Origin of the sequence: Streptomyces sp. ICC4, assembly GCF_003287915.1 — a bacterium.
GTDB lineage: Bacteria > Actinomycetota > Actinomycetes > Streptomycetales > Streptomycetaceae > Streptomyces > Streptomyces tritrimontium.
On sequence record NZ_CP030286.1, the window covers coordinates 2,317,933 to 2,334,349 of the forward strand.

Genomic DNA, 16,417 nt, shown 5'->3' on the forward strand with positions numbered 1-16,417 from the left:
ACGGCGTGCCGACAGGCCACGGCGGATCGGTGCTCCTCAGCCGATGAGCGCCTCGGTGATCTGCCGCGTGGTCTGCGCGGCGACGCGCGGGTCGGTGGCCGCGGCGTGGACGTACGCGTTCAGTCCGGTGGCCAGGGCCCAGCCGCGGCCCCGGGTCCAGGTGGCGCCGTCCACGCCGAGCGCGGTACGGAAGGCGGCCCGGCTCCGGGCGGACATCAGGGTGAAGGCGATGGTCAGGTCGCGGGCCGGGTTGCCGATGCCGAGGCCGCCGAAGTCGATGACCGCGCTGAGGCGGCCGTCGACGGTCAGCAGGTTGCCGGTGTGGAGGTCGCCGTGGAACCAGACCGGAGCCCGGTCCCAGCCGGGGGCTCCCAGCGCCGCGTCCCACAGCCCGGTCATGGCCGCGGCGTCGAACGCGTCGCCGACCCGCGCGATGGCGGCGCGCGTCGCACGGTCCCGGTCGGCGAGCGGCTCGGCGGTGAGGTCGTCGCGGACGCCCCCGGCCGGGACGGCCACGGGTGTGAACCGCTGAAGGGCGGTCAGGAACCTCGCCAGCTCGACGGCGGCCTCCGACGAGTCGGCCAGTGCCTCGACGGTCGCGACCTCCCCGTCCAGCCAGCGGGAGACCGACCAGGGCCACGGATAGCCGAGGCCGGGCCGGCCCACCGCCACCGGTACCGGGATGGCCAGCGGCAGGTGCGGGGCGAGCCGGGGCAGCCACTCGGACTCCTTCTCGGCGTGCCCGATGACCCCGGAGCCGCGGGGCAGCCGGACCGACAGCTCCTCGCCCAGCCGATGGATCACATGGTCCGCGCCGGCCGGGTCGAGGAGTCTGAGGGGCAGCCCGGCCCACTGCGGGAACTGCGCGTCGACCAGGCGTCGGACCAGTGCGGCGTCGATCACCGGGCGGGTGTGCGAGGCCGTCTCGGTCTCCAAGGACAACTCCTGCCGTCGGCCCGCTCCGTGGCGGCGGGCGGCCGGAGCCATCACAGTGCGCCGCGCGCCCGCCTGTCGAGCGGTTTTCCGGTCGGGGACGATTGCCGGGATCGCTGCCGGGGCGGCCGCGCCGTCACGAGGCGATCATGCGCGCGCTGACCTTCTCTGGACATACGCGCCGTGCGAGGGTTGCCTGGCCCCGGACCGCTCGCGAATCCCCCAAAGAAACTCTGCAAAAATACTTTTGGAAAAGCCTCGGGCAGTTCTACGATCCCGTCATGGTCAGCGAAGAGCGCAAGCGCGTACTCGATCCCGAACAGGACGCGGCAGCCCTGAAGGCACTCACCCACCCGCTGCGCATCCGGCTGCTCGGGATGCTGCGCCAGGACGGCCCGGCCACAGCCAGTGAACTCGCGGTCAGGACCGCGGAGTCGTCCGCCTCCACCAGCTATCACCTGCGGGTTCTGGCGAAGTACGCGTTCGTCGCGGAGGCCGGGAACCGCGACGGCAGGGAGCGCCGCTGGCAGGCGGTGCACTCCCTGACCTCCTGGAGCAACAAGGCCATGGAGGGCTCGCCGGACAGCCTGGCCTGGGTCAGCCTGTCGCGCAGGGCCCAGGTCGAGCACCTGGAGCGCTCCCTCGCCCGGCACGAGGCCGACATCGCCGACGGCCGGCTCGCCCGGGAATGGGTCGAGCCGTCCGGAATGAGCGACCTGATGCCCCGTCTGACCCCGGAGTCCCTCACCGAACTGTGGGAAGCGCTCGACCGGAAGCTGGCGGAGCTGACCGCCCGCGATGCTGCGGATCCGCGCGCCACGCAGGTCATGCTCCTCACCGCCGGGCTGCCCCTGGCCCCGCACGACCCCGGCGCGGAGCCGCAACCCGCCGCCGCAGCGGGGTCGGGCCCGGCGGCGGGCCCCGCGACAGGCCCTGCGGGCACGGACCTCACGGGCACGGACCTCGCAGGCACGGACCTCACGGGCACGGAAGCCGAGGACGCGTCGTGACCGGGCCGCTGCTGGACATATCCTCCGCACGCCGCCGCTACGTCACCGTCTGCGTCCTGTTCTGGCTGCCGCTGGGACTGACCATCGCCCCCCTGATCCTGCTGTTCACCGAGCGCGGCATGGCCATGACCGCCATCGCGGGCTTCTTCGCCGCGCACTCCCTCACCGCCGCCGCGCTCGAACTCCCCACCGGAGGGCTGTCCGACGTCCTGGGCCGCCGCTCCGTCCTGGCCGCCGCCGGCGTCCTGAACCTGACCGCCCTCACCCTCGTGGGCCTGGGCACCACCGCCTGGACGCTCGGAGCCGGCATGGCCCTCATGGGAGCGGGCCGCGCCCTGTCCAGCGGACCGGCCGAAGCCTGGTACGTCGACACCGTCCACGCGCACTCGGGCCCCGACACCGAACTGCGCACCGGACTCGCCCGCGGCTCCTCCGCGACGTCCGCCGCCCTCGCAGCGGGCACGCTACTCGGTGGCGTCCTTCCCTGGCTGCTCGGACTCGGCCCCGAGCTCGGCGATCGACTGAGCGAAGCGAGCTCGGGACTGGTCCTGCCCCTCTCCACCCCGCCGCTCCTGGGCGCGGCCGTCGAGATCGCCTTCGTCCTGTACGTCCTGACCGCGCTGCGGGAGCCGCCCCGACCGGCGGCCACCCTGCGCGGGGTGCTCCGCGGCATCCCGACAACCGTCCTGGAGGGGCTGCGCCTCGGCGGCCGCGACGCGCTGGTCCGCCGGATCCTCCTCAGCGCGGGGGCCGCCGGCAGCGCCCTCGCCGCGATCGAACTGCTGACGCCGGGCCGGGCCGCGGCCCTCACCGGCGGATCGGGATCGGGCGCGGTGCTCTTCGCCGCGCTCGCGTGCGCCGGATTCGTCTGCTCCGCCGTGGGCAGCCACCTCGCGCCGCTGACCGCCCGGCTCGCGGGAAGCGGCGAGCGCGCCGTCCTGGTGAGCCTCGGCACCAGCGCGACGGGGCTGCTCCTGCTCGGCGCCACCGCGGCGGCCTCCGGAGCGGCCTCCATGGTCCTCGCCGTCACCGGCTACGGCATGGTCTACCTCGGCCTCGGCTCGGCGGGACCGAGCGAGAACGACATCCTGCACCGCCGCGTCCCCAGCGCGGGCCGGGCCACCGCGCTGTCCGTCCAGTCGCTCACCCTGCAACTGACGGCGGCCCTCACCGGCCTGGTCATCGGCTCCCTTCCGGCAGGGCCGCTGCCCTGGCTGCTGGGAGGCGCCGTGCTGCTGGCCGGAGCCCTCCTGTGGATCCGGCGCGGCGGGCCCGTACCCCCCGCTCTGCCGACACTGCCCCAGCCGCGGCCCCACTCCCTTCGGAGCCGGCCGGCAGAGGCCCTTCAGTCGCCGGAGAACCCCCAGAAGTAGATCTCCTCGGGCCGGCCACCGGCATCGTGCAGGACCGCGCACCTGCCGAACCAGCTTCGAGCGGCAAGCGGTTCCAGCGCGTTTATGTGTGCCCGGGTGGGGCGGTCGGTCCTGGCCAGCCGGCGAGCCTCGAGGGGCTGGACGGGCTGCACGGTGCAGTAGTCGGGTTCCTCACCCGGCCGCAGCATCCTGTGCATGTCCAGGATCGAGTGCGTCCCTTCCTCCTGGACCCGCTCGTCCTCCCACAACTCGGCGAGCGTCGACGGCCGCCCCCTGGGCTTGCCGCCGTCGTCTTCGGCGTCGGGATCCCAGTAGTAGTCACCCGTCTCGAAGACCCTCCGCCGCAGCGCGTCCAACGCCGCCCCGAGATCCTCCTGGTAAGGAACGTAGTACTCCCACCCCGACGCACCCACGACAACCGCCCCCGTATCCGGTTCCAAGCCTCTGACCGAAGCTAACAGCGGCCACTGACAAGCCCGGGCGATCAGGCGCGGCACCGGGTGGAGCGTCAGACCTGCCGCCGCAGCCACGAGTCGAGAGCCTTGCTCAGGTCGATTGGATGGCGATGGTCCGGCCATCTGGGTCCGTGAGTAGGTGGTGGCCGGGTGCCAGCGGGGGTTTCGCGGAGGTACCGGGAATGGTGAGGCCCAGGCGAAGGACGCTGGTCTCGCGGCCGGGGCGTGCCGGGTAGATCTCGAAGACCGTGCCGTCCGCGAAGACGGCCGCGTAGTGGCGGGGGCCCTGGCCGTGCTGCTCGGTTGCGAAGCGCAGGCCGAGGTCGCTGTAGAAGTCTCGGCATGCTTCAAGCTGGGGCGAGTACAGGACCAGCAGGGTCGCACGGATGCTGCTCGGTTCACTCATGGGGCTCCTGGCGGGCACGGTGAAGCGGACTCTGACGCAACGCGGCAAGGGCCGGACAGGGCGCACAGGTCACCCTGGTCGTGCTGCGGCTGAGGCTGGGGCTGGGGCTCCGCAGGCTGCGGGCCGGCGAGTTCCCGACCAGATCCGCGCGCCGGCCCGCAAGGTCACAGCGGTTCATCGGCAGGCGCGAAGCCTTCCCCACGTCGTCATAGTCCCCGCCACAGGCGCGTGAGGCGGCCGATGTAGGGGCGGGGCTGATAGGGGTCGAAGTCGGGTGTGGCGTCCAGCCGGCGCAGCAGGTGGAACTGGTGGGGTGCGCGCTGGAGGTCGCGGATGGGGGCCCATTCGTCGGCGACGGGCCACTGATTCAGCTGGGTTTGGATACCGGGGTGCCATTGCTCCCAGGTCTTGGCACTGACCCAGCCCAGCTGGCGCAGTTCCAGCTCGTCCTCACAAAGCCGCAAGTACAGTCGTACGGCTCTGAGTTCCTCGCCGACGCATTCCGTGCCGTCCTCCTCGGCGACGAGAGCCGATACGGGGAAGCGGTCGAGGACTTGCCAGTAGCGTGCGATGTAGGCGTCTTCGATGGTTTTGACGCGGGCTTTGGCGGCGCCGATTGAGCCGGTGATCAGTGCGCTGAGGCCGACGACTCCGGTGCCGAAGGCGACCCAGAATTCTGCTTTCACGTTGTGGTGTCCTCAGGTAATAGGGGTCGGGCAGTGCGCCGCCCGAAGGAGCAGCGCCGGGTGCGGGTGTTGGCGCCGTCGTAGCCGGGGAGTCGACATTGTGCGGCACCCACGACAACCGCCCCCCCCGTACCCGGTTCTGCCCCTGCGACCCAAGCCAACAGTGGCCACTGACAAGCCCGGGCGATCAGGCGCGGCACCGGGTGGAGCGTCAGACCTGCCGCCGCAGCCACGAGTCGAGAGCCGCGAAGTCGCCCTCGGTCAGACCGCGGCGGGGATCGACGCGATGGAGCAGGGCGGCGACCCAGGTCCGATCGGTGTCGGTGATCTCGTCGTCGACCCACGCGAACGCGCGCCCGGCCGCCCGATCGACGAGTGCGCGGGTCTTCCAGTGCAGGCCGCTTGCCTCGTCCTGGTCATCGAGGGCGGACGGCTCCGGCCAGACCATCACCGGCAGTTGCGGCAGACCCAGGCGAGGGGCCACGCGCTCGTTCGCGTCGTCCATCCACGTCGTCGCCCAGACGACCTCGCACGGGAGCGCCGCCAGCCGGGGCCCGTGCCCGGGGTCCATCCGGGTCAGCAGCGGATTCACGCCGGCGCCGAGCGGTTCGCCGTCCACCGCGTACGTCGGATACCGCTTCGGCGGCCCTCCGAACGGGATCAGCGGGCCATCGACATCGAGGAACAGCAGCGGAAGCCGCGCGGAGCCGGTCATGAGCGCACGATAGCGACAGATCCCGACGAGCCGCAGCCGGGCCCCGGGGGCGCCCCGAAGCGGCCCACGCAGTGCCACACCCGCTTGAGCGCCTGCTCGTCGTGGCGCCCGGAGCGGACCGCGTCCCCGACGACGCGCGGATCGAGCCGCCCGTCCCGGGCGATCGCCACGCCGAGGTCGACGTACTCCTGCCCGCGGTAGCCGGGATGGCGCCGGAGCTCGGCGACGGCGAGGCTGAACCCCGGATGCCATTCGACCGGGCAGCGAAGGCGCCGCGCCGAGGCTTCCACGGCCGTACCGCGGTAGCAGGGGTCGAGGACCAGGGCCTCCACATCGCGGTCGAGCCGGACCGGCCCGTGCACGTGAGCCTCGACGTAGTCGTCGAGCGCGTCCTGACCGTCGGACTCGGCGAGTCCGATCAACGCCATGCGGGCCGCGACACCGAAGGCGGACGGCTCCAGGAAGCTGTCCGGATAGCAGAACGTGGTCCGCTCCAGCGTCTCGGCGGCCAGCCGGAAGTGGGCGGACCCGAACCGCGGTGCCCCGCCGACCACCTTGCGGCGGAAGTTCAGCGCTCCGTAGACCGGCCGGGCAGCCGCGGGCTCCCCGTCGTACGCCGCGCCGAAGATCCGGCTCTCCCAGCGCCAGCGGTCCCCGCCGGGGTGGGCGGTCAAGCCCCCGTTGCTCGTGCCCGTGACGAACTGCGAGTGGTACGTGCCGTCTTCGGCCAAGGCCTCGAGGATCGGCCTGCCGCCCGCCAAACGGTCCGGGTGGAAGTTGAGGGTCACCCGCAGCCTCGGATCCAAGGGGCCGCCGGACGACCGCTCCGCCACGTGGCGCAGGGCCTGTTCGTGAGGCGCGGGCAAGGCTCGGGAGTTCATCGGCCCAGTGTCGCCGAGTCAGGCGGCGGCGTTCGGGCCCTGAGTGGCCTTGACGTGCTGCATCGCGGTCAGCTTGCGCACGAAGAGCACGGCCAGCCCCGCGGCCACGACGGTGGTCAGGTCCGCCACCGTGCCGAAGGAGAAGACGTCGCGGAACTCCTCGGGCGTCCCGGCCGCCGCGTACCGCCGCGCGAAGTTCCAGCCGAGGATGACGCTGGCGACGAAGGTCAGCCACCAGGCGACCACCGCGGTGCCCGAGGTCTCCCGGTAGGAGCCGTCGCTCGCGTACTGGGTGCTGGCGTCCCAGGTCTCCCGCGCCGTGCGGTACGGCAGGAAGAAGTTCGCGAGCGGGACGAACCAGCCGCCGATGGCCCAGCCCGCGGACTGGCTGAAGCCGTCGGGGCGGAACACCTGGCCGTTGCAGCGGACCCGGTGGAACCACATGAGGAAGACCACGAGCGTGGCCAGGTGGACCCCTCGCAGCGCGAAACCGGTCAGGGTGGTGAGGGAGTCGACGAGGTCGAGGCCGTCTGCCTGGATGGCGGTGGCGGCAGTGAAGAGGCTCGTGCTCCAGCGGTGGTCCGCGATGAGCGTGGGGCAGAGTGGGGAGCATGACGACGTACGAGACGATGGCGTTCCACCTTGAGACCGAGCGGCTGATACTGCGGCCGTGGGCGGAGTCGGATGCCGCCGAGTTCTGTGCCCTCCTCTCCGAACGCGGCAAGGGGACCCCCACGGTCGAGCACATCCGGACGTCCATCGCGGAGCTGCTCACCGCGACGGCGGAGACGGGGATCGCCCTGTTGCCCATCCAGCGCCGTGACGAAGGGGACTTCATCGGCTACTGCGGGCTGATCATCGGCCGCTCCACCCTGGAGGAGCCGGAAATCGCGTACGAGCTGTTCCGGCACGCGCACGGGCGCGGCTACGCCACCGAAGCGGCCGGGGCGGTGGTCGATGCCGCTGGCGCGACCGGGCGGAAACGTCTCTGGTCGACCGTCGGCACGTGGAACACACCGTCGCTCCGCGTCCTGGAGAAGCTCGGCTTCGATCGGGACCGCGTTGCCACGGACGACCGCGGTGAGCACGTATGGCTCACACGCTCGTTGCCGTGACGTCGACGTCGACGTCGACGTCACGGCAACGACCGGGACGGGCCGGAAGGGTCCGTATCGTAGGCGCGAAGGCCGGTGATTCAGAGTCGGGGGCAGGGTGCAGGTCGGGGATCACACCAGGTGGGGCCGGGGTTTCCCGGTGAAGTACCTCCTGGTCCAAGAGGACGAGAACGGCGTGGAGCAGCTCTGGGGGAGGTGCGCGGGCGTCGAAGGGCTGTTCGTCGAACCGGTCCCGCTGCCGCGGGAGGTCGTCACCCTTCGCGGATGCAGCCCCGACGGCGCGCTGAAGGACGTTCTCGCCGAGCCCGATGCCTCGTTCCGGGGGCTCGGTGAGGTGTGCGTCGAGGTCTGGGACGAAGAGCGGCCCGTGCAGTGGTGGACCCTCGTCGACGCGGTGGTGGTGGCCCATCAACCGCACCCGGCGGACCCGGCGCGGTACGACATCGTGGTCGGCGCCGGAGTCATGGCCGACGTGGGGGCGCCGGTACGGTCGGCGGAACCGCGCTTCGAAATCTTCGGGGGAAGGCCGACCGGGAGCATGGGTCGGTGCACCGATGTCGGGGGACTGTTCGGGCCGCGGGCGGAGCCGGCTCCCGTCCCCCTGGAGCTGATCGGATGCGAGGCCGTGGAGCCGCTGCTGACGGGGACTCAGCAACCGCGCCGCTGGACGGGGAACGGGGCCGACCTCCTGGTGCTGGACCGCCACGGTGCGGTGATGGCCTCCTGCGCGGTGGGTCTGGACGTCGACGGAGCGCGCCCGTCCGTGCTCGGCGGCGGTCTCGAGGACATCACCCTCGCCGACGGCGGGGAGGACCGGCCGTCGCCGGCGGTCCGCCCGGTCTGGGAGCAGTGGTACCAGGGCCCGCCGGCCGAGCCCAACGGGTGGGCTCCGTACGACTCACAGGGCAGGGAAGCGTGGTTGGAACTCAGCACCCGTGCCTGGCGGGTGCCCGTGCCCCGGCCGGACCGGTCCGGCGGTGAGCACCACCTCGACGGCCGGTTCGTCACGGACGTGCCCGGCGTGCACTGCGCGATCGCCGAGGCGCTGCTCGGGCCCGGGCGCTATTTCGGCAGGGAGTGGAACGCCTTCAAGGACTGCCTGGGCGGCGGATTCGGAGTGGTCCCGCCCTTCACCTTGATCTGGCACGACTCCGAGATCGCGCGCCGCGCACTCGCGGACGTCGTGGAGGACCTGGAGGGTCGGATCCCCTTCTTCGAGGAGACGGTGCGGCTCCTCGAACGACGGGGAGTCACCGTCGTGCTCCGGTGAGCCGCGGGGATCGGGAGCGGGGCGCGCCCACCGATCGTGCAGGGACAGCCGTCTTGAGGATTCGACTCGCGATCTGTGGAAGCGTGGCCGCGCTCACCGTGTGCGCGGGCACGGTGGCGGTGGCACCCGCACCGGACGGGGCAAGCGAGGCCGGCACCGTCCCGGCCGGCAGCACGAGTCCGTCGGCCCCCTTGCGTCCCCGGGAACTGAAGTTCGCCATGGACGGGGTCCACCGCGCGGGGACACCGGGGGTGTTCGCCGAAGTCCGCGACGCCGGCCGGACATGGCGCGGCGCTTCGGGAGTCGCCGACGTCGCGACCGGCCGTCCCGTCACACCCGACGGCGGCGCCAGTGCGGGTGCCGGTGCCGGGCGTGCCTCGCGGACACAGGCCCTCGTCCCGTAGGAGTCCGTACGGGTTCGGGGAATCAGGCCGGTGACGCCAGGAGTTCCTCCGCCGCGAGCACGGCGTCGTGCGCGGTGGGCCGGCCCATCAGGACGCACAGGGTGTACGCCGCGTCGTCCATGGCGCGCAGGGCGCCGGGGTCCGCGGGCGTGGCCGCCAGACGGGCCTGGCAGCCGCGAAGGCGCGAGAGGACCTCTTCGGCGCGGGTGCGGCTCGGCAGGACTCCGGTCCGCGCTTCGGCCGCGCGGCTCGGGGTCCGTGCCGCCGTGACGGCGTGGCGCAGGGCCCGTTCCAGGAGCGCCGGCAGCGGCGTACCGCCGGGGCCCGCGGCCATTGCCGCCGCGACGTCCAGCACGTTCACGTCGGCGAGGTCGGCCGCTGCCGCCAGGATCTTCTCCGCGTCGCGGACGGAGCACGGTGTCGTGGCCATCAGCATGCCCACGGCCGATGCCGCCGTCGGCCGTGCGAGCAGCGGTCTGCCCGGAGAGCCCTGGAGATCGGCTGGGTGAGACATGGGGGGATCCCTTCGATCCGAGGCCGCGAGGAGCGAGCGGGCACGTACGGCACGTACGGCACGTACGGCACGTAGCGCGGGTGGGGCGCAGCGCGGGTGGGGCGCGTACGGCACGTAGGGAAGCTATGCCCCGGTTCGGCCGCCCGGCACACGGCACGCTCCATCTGGGGGAACCCCCGACCGCCCGGTCCGGGTTCCGGGGTGCTCCCTGCCCGATCAGGTGGGGGAGGGTTCGAGACCGAGGGCGCGGGCGCGTTCGGCGCGGCCTTCGATGAGGTGGCGGAAGCCGGCCAGGGCGTAGCGCTCGCCGGTGGAGGAGCCGGGTCCGGGGATGCCGGCGACGGTGGCCATGAACTGCTGGGGCTGGGCCTGCCAGCCGACGGCCAGGACGCGCAGGCCGAGGCATTCGGCCCGGCGGTGCAGGTCGAGGAGGAGGAGCAGGCCCGCCGTGTCCATGTACGGCACGTGGTGCAGGTCGACCATCAGGACCGCGGTGTCGGCGGTGATGTCCCGCAGGGCCTGGTGCAGCGCCGGTGCGGCGGAGGCGTCCAGACTTCCGATGGCGCTGATCAGCACGGTGTTGCCGCGGCACTCGGTCTCGGTGGTGAACGAAGCAGCCACGATGCCCCTTTCCGTCATGGCCCGGGGCCGGGGTCCCGGACCTGAGGCTGCTCATCCTCGCGCGGGCCGGGGCCAGGCCGGGGTGCGGCGCGCCAGGAACGGGCTCGGGTTGCGGACCGGCCCCGACGTCCGGCTCTCGGTGTCAAGGTTTCCTTGACAAAGAGGATCATGTCAAGGAAACCTTGACGTCATGAGCACTTCACACGACGCCCCGACCGGGACCGGTACGTCCGGAGCCGTCCATTCCGCGGTTGCCTCCGCGCTGGGCCTGCTCGCCCTCGCGGTGAGTTTGATAGCCATGGCCATGGCTCTCGCCGACGACCTCGGGGCGGGCGGCACCGCCGCGCTCCTCGGGGCGGACCTCGTGCTCGTCGCGGTCATGGGCGTACTGATCTCCGCCCTGCGGACCCGGCCCGCCGGCGGCGACGGCTCCGTGGGCGGTCGGGCGCGGCGGGCCCGCGATGAGGAACGGCTCGACGAGCTCGAGCCGTTGGGCCCCTCCGGAGGCCCCGCGGACGCCGGGCGGTGAGCGAGGCCGAACTCCTCAGCCCGCAGGAGGTCGCCGCCATCCGGGAAGAGATCGCGGCTGCCGTGCTCGGCGCCCCGGAGGGGCTCGCCGAGTCGCTGGAGCGCGACCCGGAGGGATTCCTGCGCCTGGTGGCCGCGGCCCGTGTCGGCGCCGAGGAATCCAGCCGCCTCCTGCGGGAGGCCATCCAAGGGGCCAGGGCGGCGGGCCACAGCTGGGACAGCGTGGGCGGGGTCCTGGGGGTGAGCCGACAGGCGGCCCAGCAGCGGTTCGCCGTGAAGCCGTCCGCTCCGAAGGCCGGGCCGGCGGCGGGTGCGGCGGACCGGTCGCACGGGTCGGACCGGGTGGACCCGGCGGACGGATCCCCGGCGCGCCGGGTGATCACCCCGGTCACCGCGTTCAGCGAGCTGGCCGAACTCGACGGGGCCGGGCGCGACGGCTGGCACCTCGTGGACTACGGCCCGTTCTTCCTCGTGGTGGAAGCCTCCGACCGGGTCTGGGAGCACCGACGGGCCTTCGGCGGCCAACGCCGGCGGATGAAGACCGAGGGGTGGACGCAGGTGGGCGCCGGGTCCTTCCCCTGGCGCTACTACAAACGCCCCACGGACCGGCCGACCGAACGCTGAACCAGGGCCTGTTGTGAACGTGCCGACGGGCCGGACCAGGCGATGCCCAAGCCCGGCCCGGCCCGTCGTCCGCTTGTCCCTACAGGTCGAGCTGGTACTGGACCGTCGTGTGTGTGGGCACGTAGTCGAGGCTGTCGCTGATGTGTCTCATGTGCGTGTTGCTGTCGGCGGTGTCGGTCAGGAGGCCGCCGAGGTCTGGATGGTGCCCGTGGGCTTGTCGGATCGACTCGGCCTTCATCCATCGGCCGAGGCCGTGTCCGCGGTGCTCGGGCAGCACGCCGGTGCCGTAGTGCTGGCCATCACCCGTGCCGTTGCCGGGGACGACGAGTTCTGTGAACCCGGCGATCGAGTCGTCGGTGGTGTCGATGGCGACGACCGTGTGCAACTGGTCTCCGCGGTCTTGAACGGCCTTCGCCGCGGCCCGGACCCGGTCCACGTCCCAGGTTACGGTGCCGTAGTCGGTGTCTTCCATGGGCATGTCGTCCATGGCGCGGCGTGAGGCGGCGAACGTCTGGGCGAGGTCGGCGGGGACGGTTCCCCGCCATGACGCCAGCCGGTAGCCGGGGTGCGGACGCTCGATGATCTCGGCGAGGGCGGTGGGGTCCACGTCGGCCAGCGGCAAGCGGGCGAATCTCAAGGTGAGCACCTTGCGGAAGCCGTGGGCCGGCAGGAAGTCGTTGCCGGGCGATCCGGCCTCGGCCTGCGCGCTGACACAGCGCCGGGCGTCGTCCCGGGCGGCGGCCACGGCGGAGTCGAGGAGTCTGGAGCCGACGCCCTTGCGGCGCTCCGTGGGATGGACGTGGAGGGTCAGTTCGGCCAGGTGCGCCTGTCCGCCATCGAACAGGCGCAGAAAGGCCGTCCCCACGGGGATGGAATCGGCGTCGGATGCCAGCCATGCAAGGCGTCGGCTGTGCGCCCCGTGAGCGGGGTCGGTCAGTGGGGTGATGCGAAGCGACAAGGTGTCTCCGTCGTGAGGAGGTGGCAAAGGCAAGTACGCGGGCTCACCCGCTGGGCACTCGTGCGCATGTGCTCCACACCTCCTCGTCGACAGTGCCGGTCCGGAACACCACGGACGGCTCGGGCGAACCTAACTGGCCCACCGGTTCCTCGGCAAAGGGTTATTGAAGGCAGTACGACCGTGGGGTCATGGCCACTCGTCAACGGCCGCGCCGGGAGCCGGCCGACGATCGACATGGGCTTCTGCCCCCTGCCGCGGCGCTCGAACGGATCATGGGGCGGTACGGAGTCGTCCCCGGCCGGGTCGGCAGCATGCAGGCCGCGTGGTCCGCCTTCGAGGAGTTCGTGCAGATCCCGGTCGAGGGGATCGAGGGCCCGGAGAACGAGGGCGACTGCTTCATCGTCGAATGGGGCGCGTGGGACTGGACCGGGGGCCGGCCCGCCGTGTCCCTGGGGCGGCTCCTGGCCGTCGCCGAGCAGGGTGACGAGAGCGACGAGTACGGGCAGCCGCAGTACTGGAAGGTGGAGTTCCAGGCGTCCTTCGCCGACCACCCCGCCTGGGCGAGCCTGCCCGGGAGCGGCCCCGGGGACAGCGGCTTCGACGGTGCCGAGATCGGCCTCCCCAGAGCGGCCGCACTCGCGGACACCCGCCGCTTGATCGAACAGGAGCCCCTCCTCAGGGCGATCTGGCGGTCCGCTCCGATCGACATCGAGGTGACGCTGGACCACGCCGGCTAGGCCGGCTCTTTCGGATCTTGCCGGGCCCGCGACGCCTGGCACCGCGCCTGGCCGCGTTGTCGGGACGCCCGAGTACGTCCAGTACACGCAGCGCCCCTCCGCCTTGCCATGCACGGCACCAGACGCCGCGGGCTCGGCCGACAAGATCCGAAAGAGACGGCCTAGGCCGCCCGCGTCAGCCGATGGTGCCGGGTCGGCCGGGTCGGGCCGCCGTGGCCCGGAGCAGGTCCCGCAGCAGGTCGAAGTCGATGTGCTCCGGTTTGCGGAACCGCAGGCAGACCTTGCCCATGTCCAGCCCGGCCAGCCGTTCCTCGAACGCCTCACGGACGTCGCCGCGCATGAGGTAGAAGGAGACGTACTGCTTCTGGCTGGCGAACGCGATCTCGGCGGTGCCGTCCCGCACGTACGCGGGCATCCCGTACGCCATCACCTCCTCGAAGCCCTTCAGCTCCTCCCGGCACAGCCGCCGCAACCCGGCCAAGGCGTCCCTGCGCTCCTCGGGCACCTCGTCCAGGTAGCCGGCCACGTCATCCGCCTCGCTCTGCACCATTCCACGAGGCTATGCCGCCCCGCGGCGCCGGTCGACCTTTCGAGCACGTCCGGCCGTGCACCCGCGCGCCCACGCGGGGCGCGGCAGGGCGGAACGCGGCAGGGCGGAACGCGGCAGGGCGGGGCGGAAGGAGACCGCCGACCGGCGGAGCGGCGGTTTCACCCGTCCCGGTGGAAACCGGCGCGGTCAGCGGGGGAAGAACCGATTCGCTGCCGCGGCTTCGGCATACGGTCCCCGCGACCCCCTCACCAATCTTGAGGAGACCTTCATGAAGCTTCGCAGCGCCGTCACTGCTGGCCTGGCCGGCCTGGTCCTCGCCCTCTCCGTTCCGGGATCCGCCTTCGCCGCGACCGGAGAATTCAGCTACTCCTTCACCGACGACCAGGACCGGAACCTGACCGTCACCCTGCACGACCCGCAGAGCGACACGTGCGTCAACCTGCCCTACGTCGGCAGCGAATGGGTCGACCCGGGCCACACGCCCCACAACACCACGGACGAGTGGGTGACCGTCTACGAGGGCGCCAACTGTGAGGGCCCCGATTGGAAGCTGCGCCCCAACGGCAAGCCCGCCACGGACAAGCTCAAGGTCCGTTCGGCGTACTTCCACGGCTCGAACTGACCGCAGCCGCCCCCGGGTAGCCCCGGGGGCAGGCCGCACACGGGCCCCTGTTCGAACCGGCCGTGTCCCGTGCGACGATCAGGCCATGGCCGAGTCCCCCGTTTCCCCGGTCGCCGTGCTGGCGGCCCTGCTGGACCGCTCGCTGGTGCAGATCGCCGACGCCTCCGCCGACGCCCGCCGCTTCGACCGGGAGGTCATCCGCCACGCGGCGGACGTCTGGGACAACAACACCGCTCCGTTCTTCCGGGCGGCGACGGCCGGTACCCGCGGCGAGCGCGAGCGACGCGCACGGGCGGCGTTGGAGTGGATGGCCGCCCTCGGCGCAGAGCGCCGCCGGTCATGGATGCGGGAGCAAGCCGCCGCCGCCGGGCACCCGTTGGACGGGCTCCTCGCGCCGGCGAAACCGTACGCGGCGGGTCGCGACCACCAAGGGCTGGTGCGGCCGACGCTGATGGCGGTGACGTCCGAGACGGCGCCGAGCCTGGCCGCCGACTACGACCTGCCGGCGGCCGAGATCCGCTACCTGAGCGTCGAACGGGCCGGGGACCGTCGAGGTGGCCGCCTCGACGGCCACCTCGAACTCGCCGTTCCCCGCTCCTATCCCCTCGACGCGCACACCCCTCCCGAGACCGCGACGCTGGGCATCCGGCTGCACGGCATCACGGAGGTCCGCTTCGATTCCCACGACGCCCGCGGCGCCGCCCTCCGGCCCGCCGCCGGCGGGGGGCCGGTCTCCATCGGCATCGGAGCACGCGGCACGCTCACCGCGGCGACCGCCGACCTCTACCCGGACGACCACCACTGGCACCTGTCCGCCGCCGGACGCCGGGCCTCCGCGGCGACACCGCCCCGCGACAGCGAACCGGCCCCGGCCACCGCCCCCCAGGACGGACACCTCCGCGTCAACGCCGCCGCGGCCGCGCACGTCCTGCACCGCGCCATGCTGGAGATCCGCATCGTCCGCTACGCCGGTGAGGCGGGCCGCGCGCCGGTGCGCGAGCTCCCAAGGGCCTTCGCCGGAGCGGGCGCGGCGGTCCTCGCCGCCGGTGCGCACCGACTGCCCCACCGCGCGGAGACCGCTTTCCGCCGGCTGATCGAGACCTGGGTCCGGCGCGGCGGCCCGGCCCTCGCGGAGTGGTTCGACGCGGCACTGCGCGCGTCGGCCCGTCAGCCGCACTTCCTCCCCGGCCTCCTCGACGAGGTCCGGGCCCGCCGGGCCTTCGACGCGTCGCGGCGGCCCGCGGCGGATCCGGTGCCGGCTCCCGGCCGTCCTCGCGAGGTCGAGCTCCGCATGGCCGCCTACACCTCGGCCCACACCCGCTACCGCGCCCGCCACGAAGCCTCCGCCCTCCTGCACGTGGCCGTGCCGCCCCGCCCCGGTGCCGCCGAGGACGCCCCCTGGTACCTGCGCGCCGTGACGGGCGCCGACCCCGCCCGCTTCCGGCTGCGTACCGAGGCGTTCCAGGGCTCCGGTCCGCACCGGGTCACCGTCGACGAGGACGGGGCCCGCCACTTCGTCCTGCGCGACGGAGCCCTCGACGTCACGACCGGGAAGGCCTGAACCACGGTCCGCCGTGTCCGGCCGCGAACGGCTCCGGCCCTCAGTCCAAGGTCTCGGCGGCCTTGGTCATCGGCCCTCCCGCGTCACCCGTGTTGAGGACCCCCGCCGGTTCCAGGAGCAGGATGGCGGTCTCCTCTTCGGCCACCGGACAGTGTTCGACGCCCCGGGGCACCACGAACAGCTCTCCCGGCTCGAGCACGACGTCGCCGTCCCTGAGCTGGATGGTGAGCCGGCCGCTGAGGACGAGGAACAGCTCGTCGGTGTCCTCGTGGGCGTGCCAGACGAACTCACCTTTGAGCTTGGCGAGTTTGACCTCGTAGTCGTTGAGACGGGCGATCCTCTTCTGGGTCCAGAGCTCATCGAACTGGGCGAGCTTGTGGGCCAGGTTCACGGAGACGTTCGGTGTGATCATGGGACGAGCATGGCGCCGTCGACCGCCCCCGGTCTTGTACGT

Annotated in this window: 21 protein-coding genes and 1 pseudogene; 10 read left to right on the forward strand and 12 right to left on the reverse strand. The window is 72.6% G+C overall.

Features of this window, described 5'->3' with window-relative positions; translation table 11 throughout:
* Positions 1-36: 36 nt before the first annotated feature.
* Entirely contained in the window at positions 37-936 is a 900-nt protein-coding gene (locus DRB89_RS10720) for an aminoglycoside phosphotransferase family protein (RefSeq protein WP_239516079.1), read from the reverse strand.
* A 278-nt stretch (positions 937-1,214) separates the two neighbouring features.
* Between DRB89_RS10720 and DRB89_RS10725 the strand changes: the two genes are divergently transcribed.
* Together DRB89_RS10725 and DRB89_RS10730 are read left to right on the forward strand one after the other, a co-directional pair.
* The gene (locus DRB89_RS10725) at positions 1,215-1,943 is read left to right on the forward strand and encodes a helix-turn-helix domain-containing protein (RefSeq protein ID WP_112447970.1); all 729 of its coding nucleotides are present in this window, start codon (positions 1,215-1,217) and stop codon (positions 1,941-1,943) included.
* Positions 1,940-3,316, forward strand: a complete 1,377-nt coding sequence (locus DRB89_RS10730) for an MFS transporter (RefSeq protein WP_239516080.1) — start codon at positions 1,940-1,942, stop codon at positions 3,314-3,316. The genes DRB89_RS10725 and DRB89_RS10730 overlap by 4 nt, the downstream gene beginning before the upstream one ends.
* On the opposite strand, the gene DRB89_RS10735 is transcribed toward DRB89_RS10730, so the two are convergent.
* The 6 genes from DRB89_RS10735 to DRB89_RS10760 all read right to left on the reverse strand — a co-directional run bounded on the left by DRB89_RS10735 (position 3,289) and on the right by DRB89_RS10760 (position 7,047).
* Complete coding sequence (locus tag DRB89_RS10735; RefSeq protein WP_239516081.1) at positions 3,289-3,756, reverse strand: hypothetical protein; 468 nt, start codon at positions 3,754-3,756, stop codon at positions 3,289-3,291. The genes DRB89_RS10730 and DRB89_RS10735 overlap by 28 nt on opposite strands.
* Positions 3,757-3,862: 106 nt before the next feature.
* A complete protein-coding gene (locus DRB89_RS10740) occupies positions 3,863-4,177 on the reverse strand; it encodes a glyoxalase/bleomycin resistance/dioxygenase family protein (protein WP_112447972.1) in 315 nt (104 codons plus the stop codon).
* A 206-nt stretch (positions 4,178-4,383) separates the two neighbouring features.
* Positions 4,384-4,863 (reverse strand): hypothetical protein, encoded by a 480-nt coding sequence (locus DRB89_RS10745; RefSeq protein ID WP_112447973.1) that lies wholly within the window; start codon positions 4,861-4,863, stop codon positions 4,384-4,386.
* Positions 4,864-5,074: 211 nt separating this feature from the next.
* A complete protein-coding gene (locus DRB89_RS10750; RefSeq protein WP_112447974.1) occupies positions 5,075-5,578 on the reverse strand; it encodes an HAD domain-containing protein in 504 nt (167 codons plus the stop codon).
* A complete protein-coding gene (locus tag DRB89_RS10755; RefSeq protein WP_112447975.1) occupies positions 5,575-6,459 on the reverse strand; it encodes a DUF3626 domain-containing protein in 885 nt (294 codons plus the stop codon). The genes DRB89_RS10750 and DRB89_RS10755 overlap by 4 nt, the downstream gene beginning before the upstream one ends.
* Positions 6,460-6,477: 18 nt before the next feature.
* Positions 6,478-7,047, reverse strand: coding sequence for a DUF4328 domain-containing protein (locus DRB89_RS10760; RefSeq protein WP_112447976.1), 570 nt, complete (start codon positions 7,045-7,047; stop codon positions 6,478-6,480).
* A gap of 23 nt (positions 7,048-7,070) precedes the next feature.
* Here DRB89_RS10760 and DRB89_RS10765 point away from each other — a divergent pair, with 23 nt between their 5' ends.
* The 3 genes and pseudogenes from DRB89_RS10765 to DRB89_RS44410 form a co-directional block, all read left to right on the forward strand.
* A complete protein-coding gene (locus tag DRB89_RS10765) occupies positions 7,071-7,574 on the forward strand; it encodes a GNAT family N-acetyltransferase (protein WP_112453301.1) in 504 nt (167 codons plus the stop codon).
* A 139-nt stretch (positions 7,575-7,713) separates the two neighbouring features.
* Positions 7,714-8,844: a barstar family protein gene (locus tag DRB89_RS10770; protein ID WP_112447977.1), complete on the forward strand. Its 1,131-nt coding sequence runs from the start codon at positions 7,714-7,716 to the stop codon at positions 8,842-8,844.
* 53 nt (positions 8,845-8,897) lie between these two features.
* A pseudogene (locus tag DRB89_RS44410) lies at positions 8,898-9,185 on the forward strand (hydrolase); the annotation flags it as partial.
* 85 nt (positions 9,186-9,270) lie between these two features.
* On the opposite strand, the gene DRB89_RS44415 reads toward DRB89_RS44410, so the two are convergent.
* Positions 9,271-9,762 (reverse strand): DUF5133 domain-containing protein, encoded by a 492-nt coding sequence (locus tag DRB89_RS44415; protein WP_239516082.1) that lies wholly within the window; start codon positions 9,760-9,762, stop codon positions 9,271-9,273.
* Between the two features lie 216 nt (positions 9,763-9,978).
* On the reverse strand, positions 9,979-10,383 hold the full coding sequence (locus tag DRB89_RS10785; protein WP_239516083.1) for an STAS domain-containing protein: 405 nt from the start codon (positions 10,381-10,383) through the stop codon (positions 9,979-9,981).
* A 190-nt stretch (positions 10,384-10,573) separates the two neighbouring features.
* Here DRB89_RS10785 and DRB89_RS10790 point away from each other — a divergent pair, with 190 nt between their 5' ends.
* Both DRB89_RS10790 and DRB89_RS10795 read left to right on the forward strand, forming a co-directional pair.
* Positions 10,574-10,912 carry a hypothetical protein gene (locus tag DRB89_RS10790; RefSeq protein ID WP_112447979.1) on the forward strand — a complete coding sequence of 113 codons (339 nt, stop codon included), beginning with the start codon at positions 10,574-10,576 and terminating at the stop codon, positions 10,910-10,912.
* On the forward strand, positions 10,909-11,535 hold the full coding sequence (locus DRB89_RS10795; RefSeq protein WP_112447980.1) for a hypothetical protein: 627 nt from the start codon (positions 10,909-10,911) through the stop codon (positions 11,533-11,535). Before DRB89_RS10790 ends, DRB89_RS10795 begins: the two co-directional genes overlap by 4 nt.
* Before the next feature lie 79 nt (positions 11,536-11,614).
* Here DRB89_RS10795 and DRB89_RS10800 read toward each other — a convergent pair whose 3' ends face one another.
* Complete coding sequence (locus tag DRB89_RS10800) at positions 11,615-12,493, reverse strand: GNAT family N-acetyltransferase (protein WP_112447981.1); 879 nt, start codon at positions 12,491-12,493, stop codon at positions 11,615-11,617.
* A 188-nt stretch (positions 12,494-12,681) separates the two neighbouring features.
* Between DRB89_RS10800 and DRB89_RS10805 the strand changes: the two genes are divergently transcribed.
* On the forward strand, positions 12,682-13,230 hold the full coding sequence (locus tag DRB89_RS10805) for a hypothetical protein (protein ID WP_162688534.1): 549 nt from the start codon (positions 12,682-12,684) through the stop codon (positions 13,228-13,230).
* A gap of 175 nt (positions 13,231-13,405) precedes the next feature.
* Here DRB89_RS10805 and DRB89_RS10810 read toward each other — a convergent pair whose 3' ends face one another.
* The gene (locus tag DRB89_RS10810; protein WP_112447983.1) at positions 13,406-13,780 is read right to left on the reverse strand and encodes a DUF1801 domain-containing protein; all 375 of its coding nucleotides are present in this window, start codon (positions 13,778-13,780) and stop codon (positions 13,406-13,408) included.
* Positions 13,781-14,048: 268 nt separating this feature from the next.
* Here DRB89_RS10810 and DRB89_RS10815 point away from each other — a divergent pair, with 268 nt between their 5' ends.
* Both DRB89_RS10815 and DRB89_RS10820 read left to right on the forward strand, forming a co-directional pair.
* A complete protein-coding gene (locus tag DRB89_RS10815; RefSeq protein ID WP_112447984.1) occupies positions 14,049-14,402 on the forward strand; it encodes a hypothetical protein in 354 nt (117 codons plus the stop codon).
* 85 nt (positions 14,403-14,487) lie between these two features.
* Positions 14,488-15,963, forward strand: a complete 1,476-nt coding sequence (locus DRB89_RS10820; RefSeq protein WP_112447985.1) for a hypothetical protein — start codon at positions 14,488-14,490, stop codon at positions 15,961-15,963.
* Between the two features lie 40 nt (positions 15,964-16,003).
* Here DRB89_RS10820 and DRB89_RS10825 read toward each other — a convergent pair whose 3' ends face one another.
* The gene (locus tag DRB89_RS10825) at positions 16,004-16,375 is read right to left on the reverse strand and encodes a cupin domain-containing protein (protein ID WP_112447986.1); all 372 of its coding nucleotides are present in this window, start codon (positions 16,373-16,375) and stop codon (positions 16,004-16,006) included.
* Positions 16,376-16,417 lie beyond the last annotated feature (42 nt).

Excerpts from the sequence above, each read along its gene's own strand:
- DRB89_RS10825 (WP_112447986.1), bottom strand. The coding sequence starts at position 16,375 with ATGATCACACCGAACGTCTCCGTGAACCTGGCCCACAAGCTCGCCCAG.
- DRB89_RS10820 (WP_112447985.1), top strand. The coding sequence starts at position 14,488 with ATGGCCGAGTCCCCCGTTTCCCCGGTCGCCGTGCTGGCGGCCCTGCTG.
- DRB89_RS10755 (WP_112447975.1), bottom strand. The coding sequence starts at position 6,459 with ATGAACTCCCGAGCCTTGCCCGCGCCTCACGAACAGGCCCTGCGCCAC.
- DRB89_RS44415 (WP_239516082.1), bottom strand. The coding sequence starts at position 9,762 with ATGTCTCACCCAGCCGATCTCCAGGGCTCTCCGGGCAGACCGCTGCTC.
- DRB89_RS10810 (WP_112447983.1), bottom strand. The coding sequence starts at position 13,780 with ATGGTGCAGAGCGAGGCGGATGACGTGGCCGGCTACCTGGACGAGGTG.
- DRB89_RS10765 (WP_112453301.1), top strand. The coding sequence starts at position 7,071 with ATGACGACGTACGAGACGATGGCGTTCCACCTTGAGACCGAGCGGCTG.
- DRB89_RS10805 (WP_162688534.1), top strand. The coding sequence starts at position 12,682 with ATGGCCACTCGTCAACGGCCGCGCCGGGAGCCGGCCGACGATCGACAT.
- DRB89_RS10815 (WP_112447984.1), top strand. The coding sequence starts at position 14,049 with ATGAAGCTTCGCAGCGCCGTCACTGCTGGCCTGGCCGGCCTGGTCCTC.
- DRB89_RS10740 (WP_112447972.1), bottom strand. The coding sequence starts at position 4,177 with ATGAGTGAACCGAGCAGCATCCGTGCGACCCTGCTGGTCCTGTACTCG.
- DRB89_RS10790 (WP_112447979.1), top strand. The coding sequence starts at position 10,574 with ATGAGCACTTCACACGACGCCCCGACCGGGACCGGTACGTCCGGAGCC.
- DRB89_RS10725 (WP_112447970.1), top strand. The coding sequence starts at position 1,215 with ATGGTCAGCGAAGAGCGCAAGCGCGTACTCGATCCCGAACAGGACGCG.
- DRB89_RS10750 (WP_112447974.1), bottom strand. The coding sequence starts at position 5,578 with ATGACCGGCTCCGCGCGGCTTCCGCTGCTGTTCCTCGATGTCGATGGC.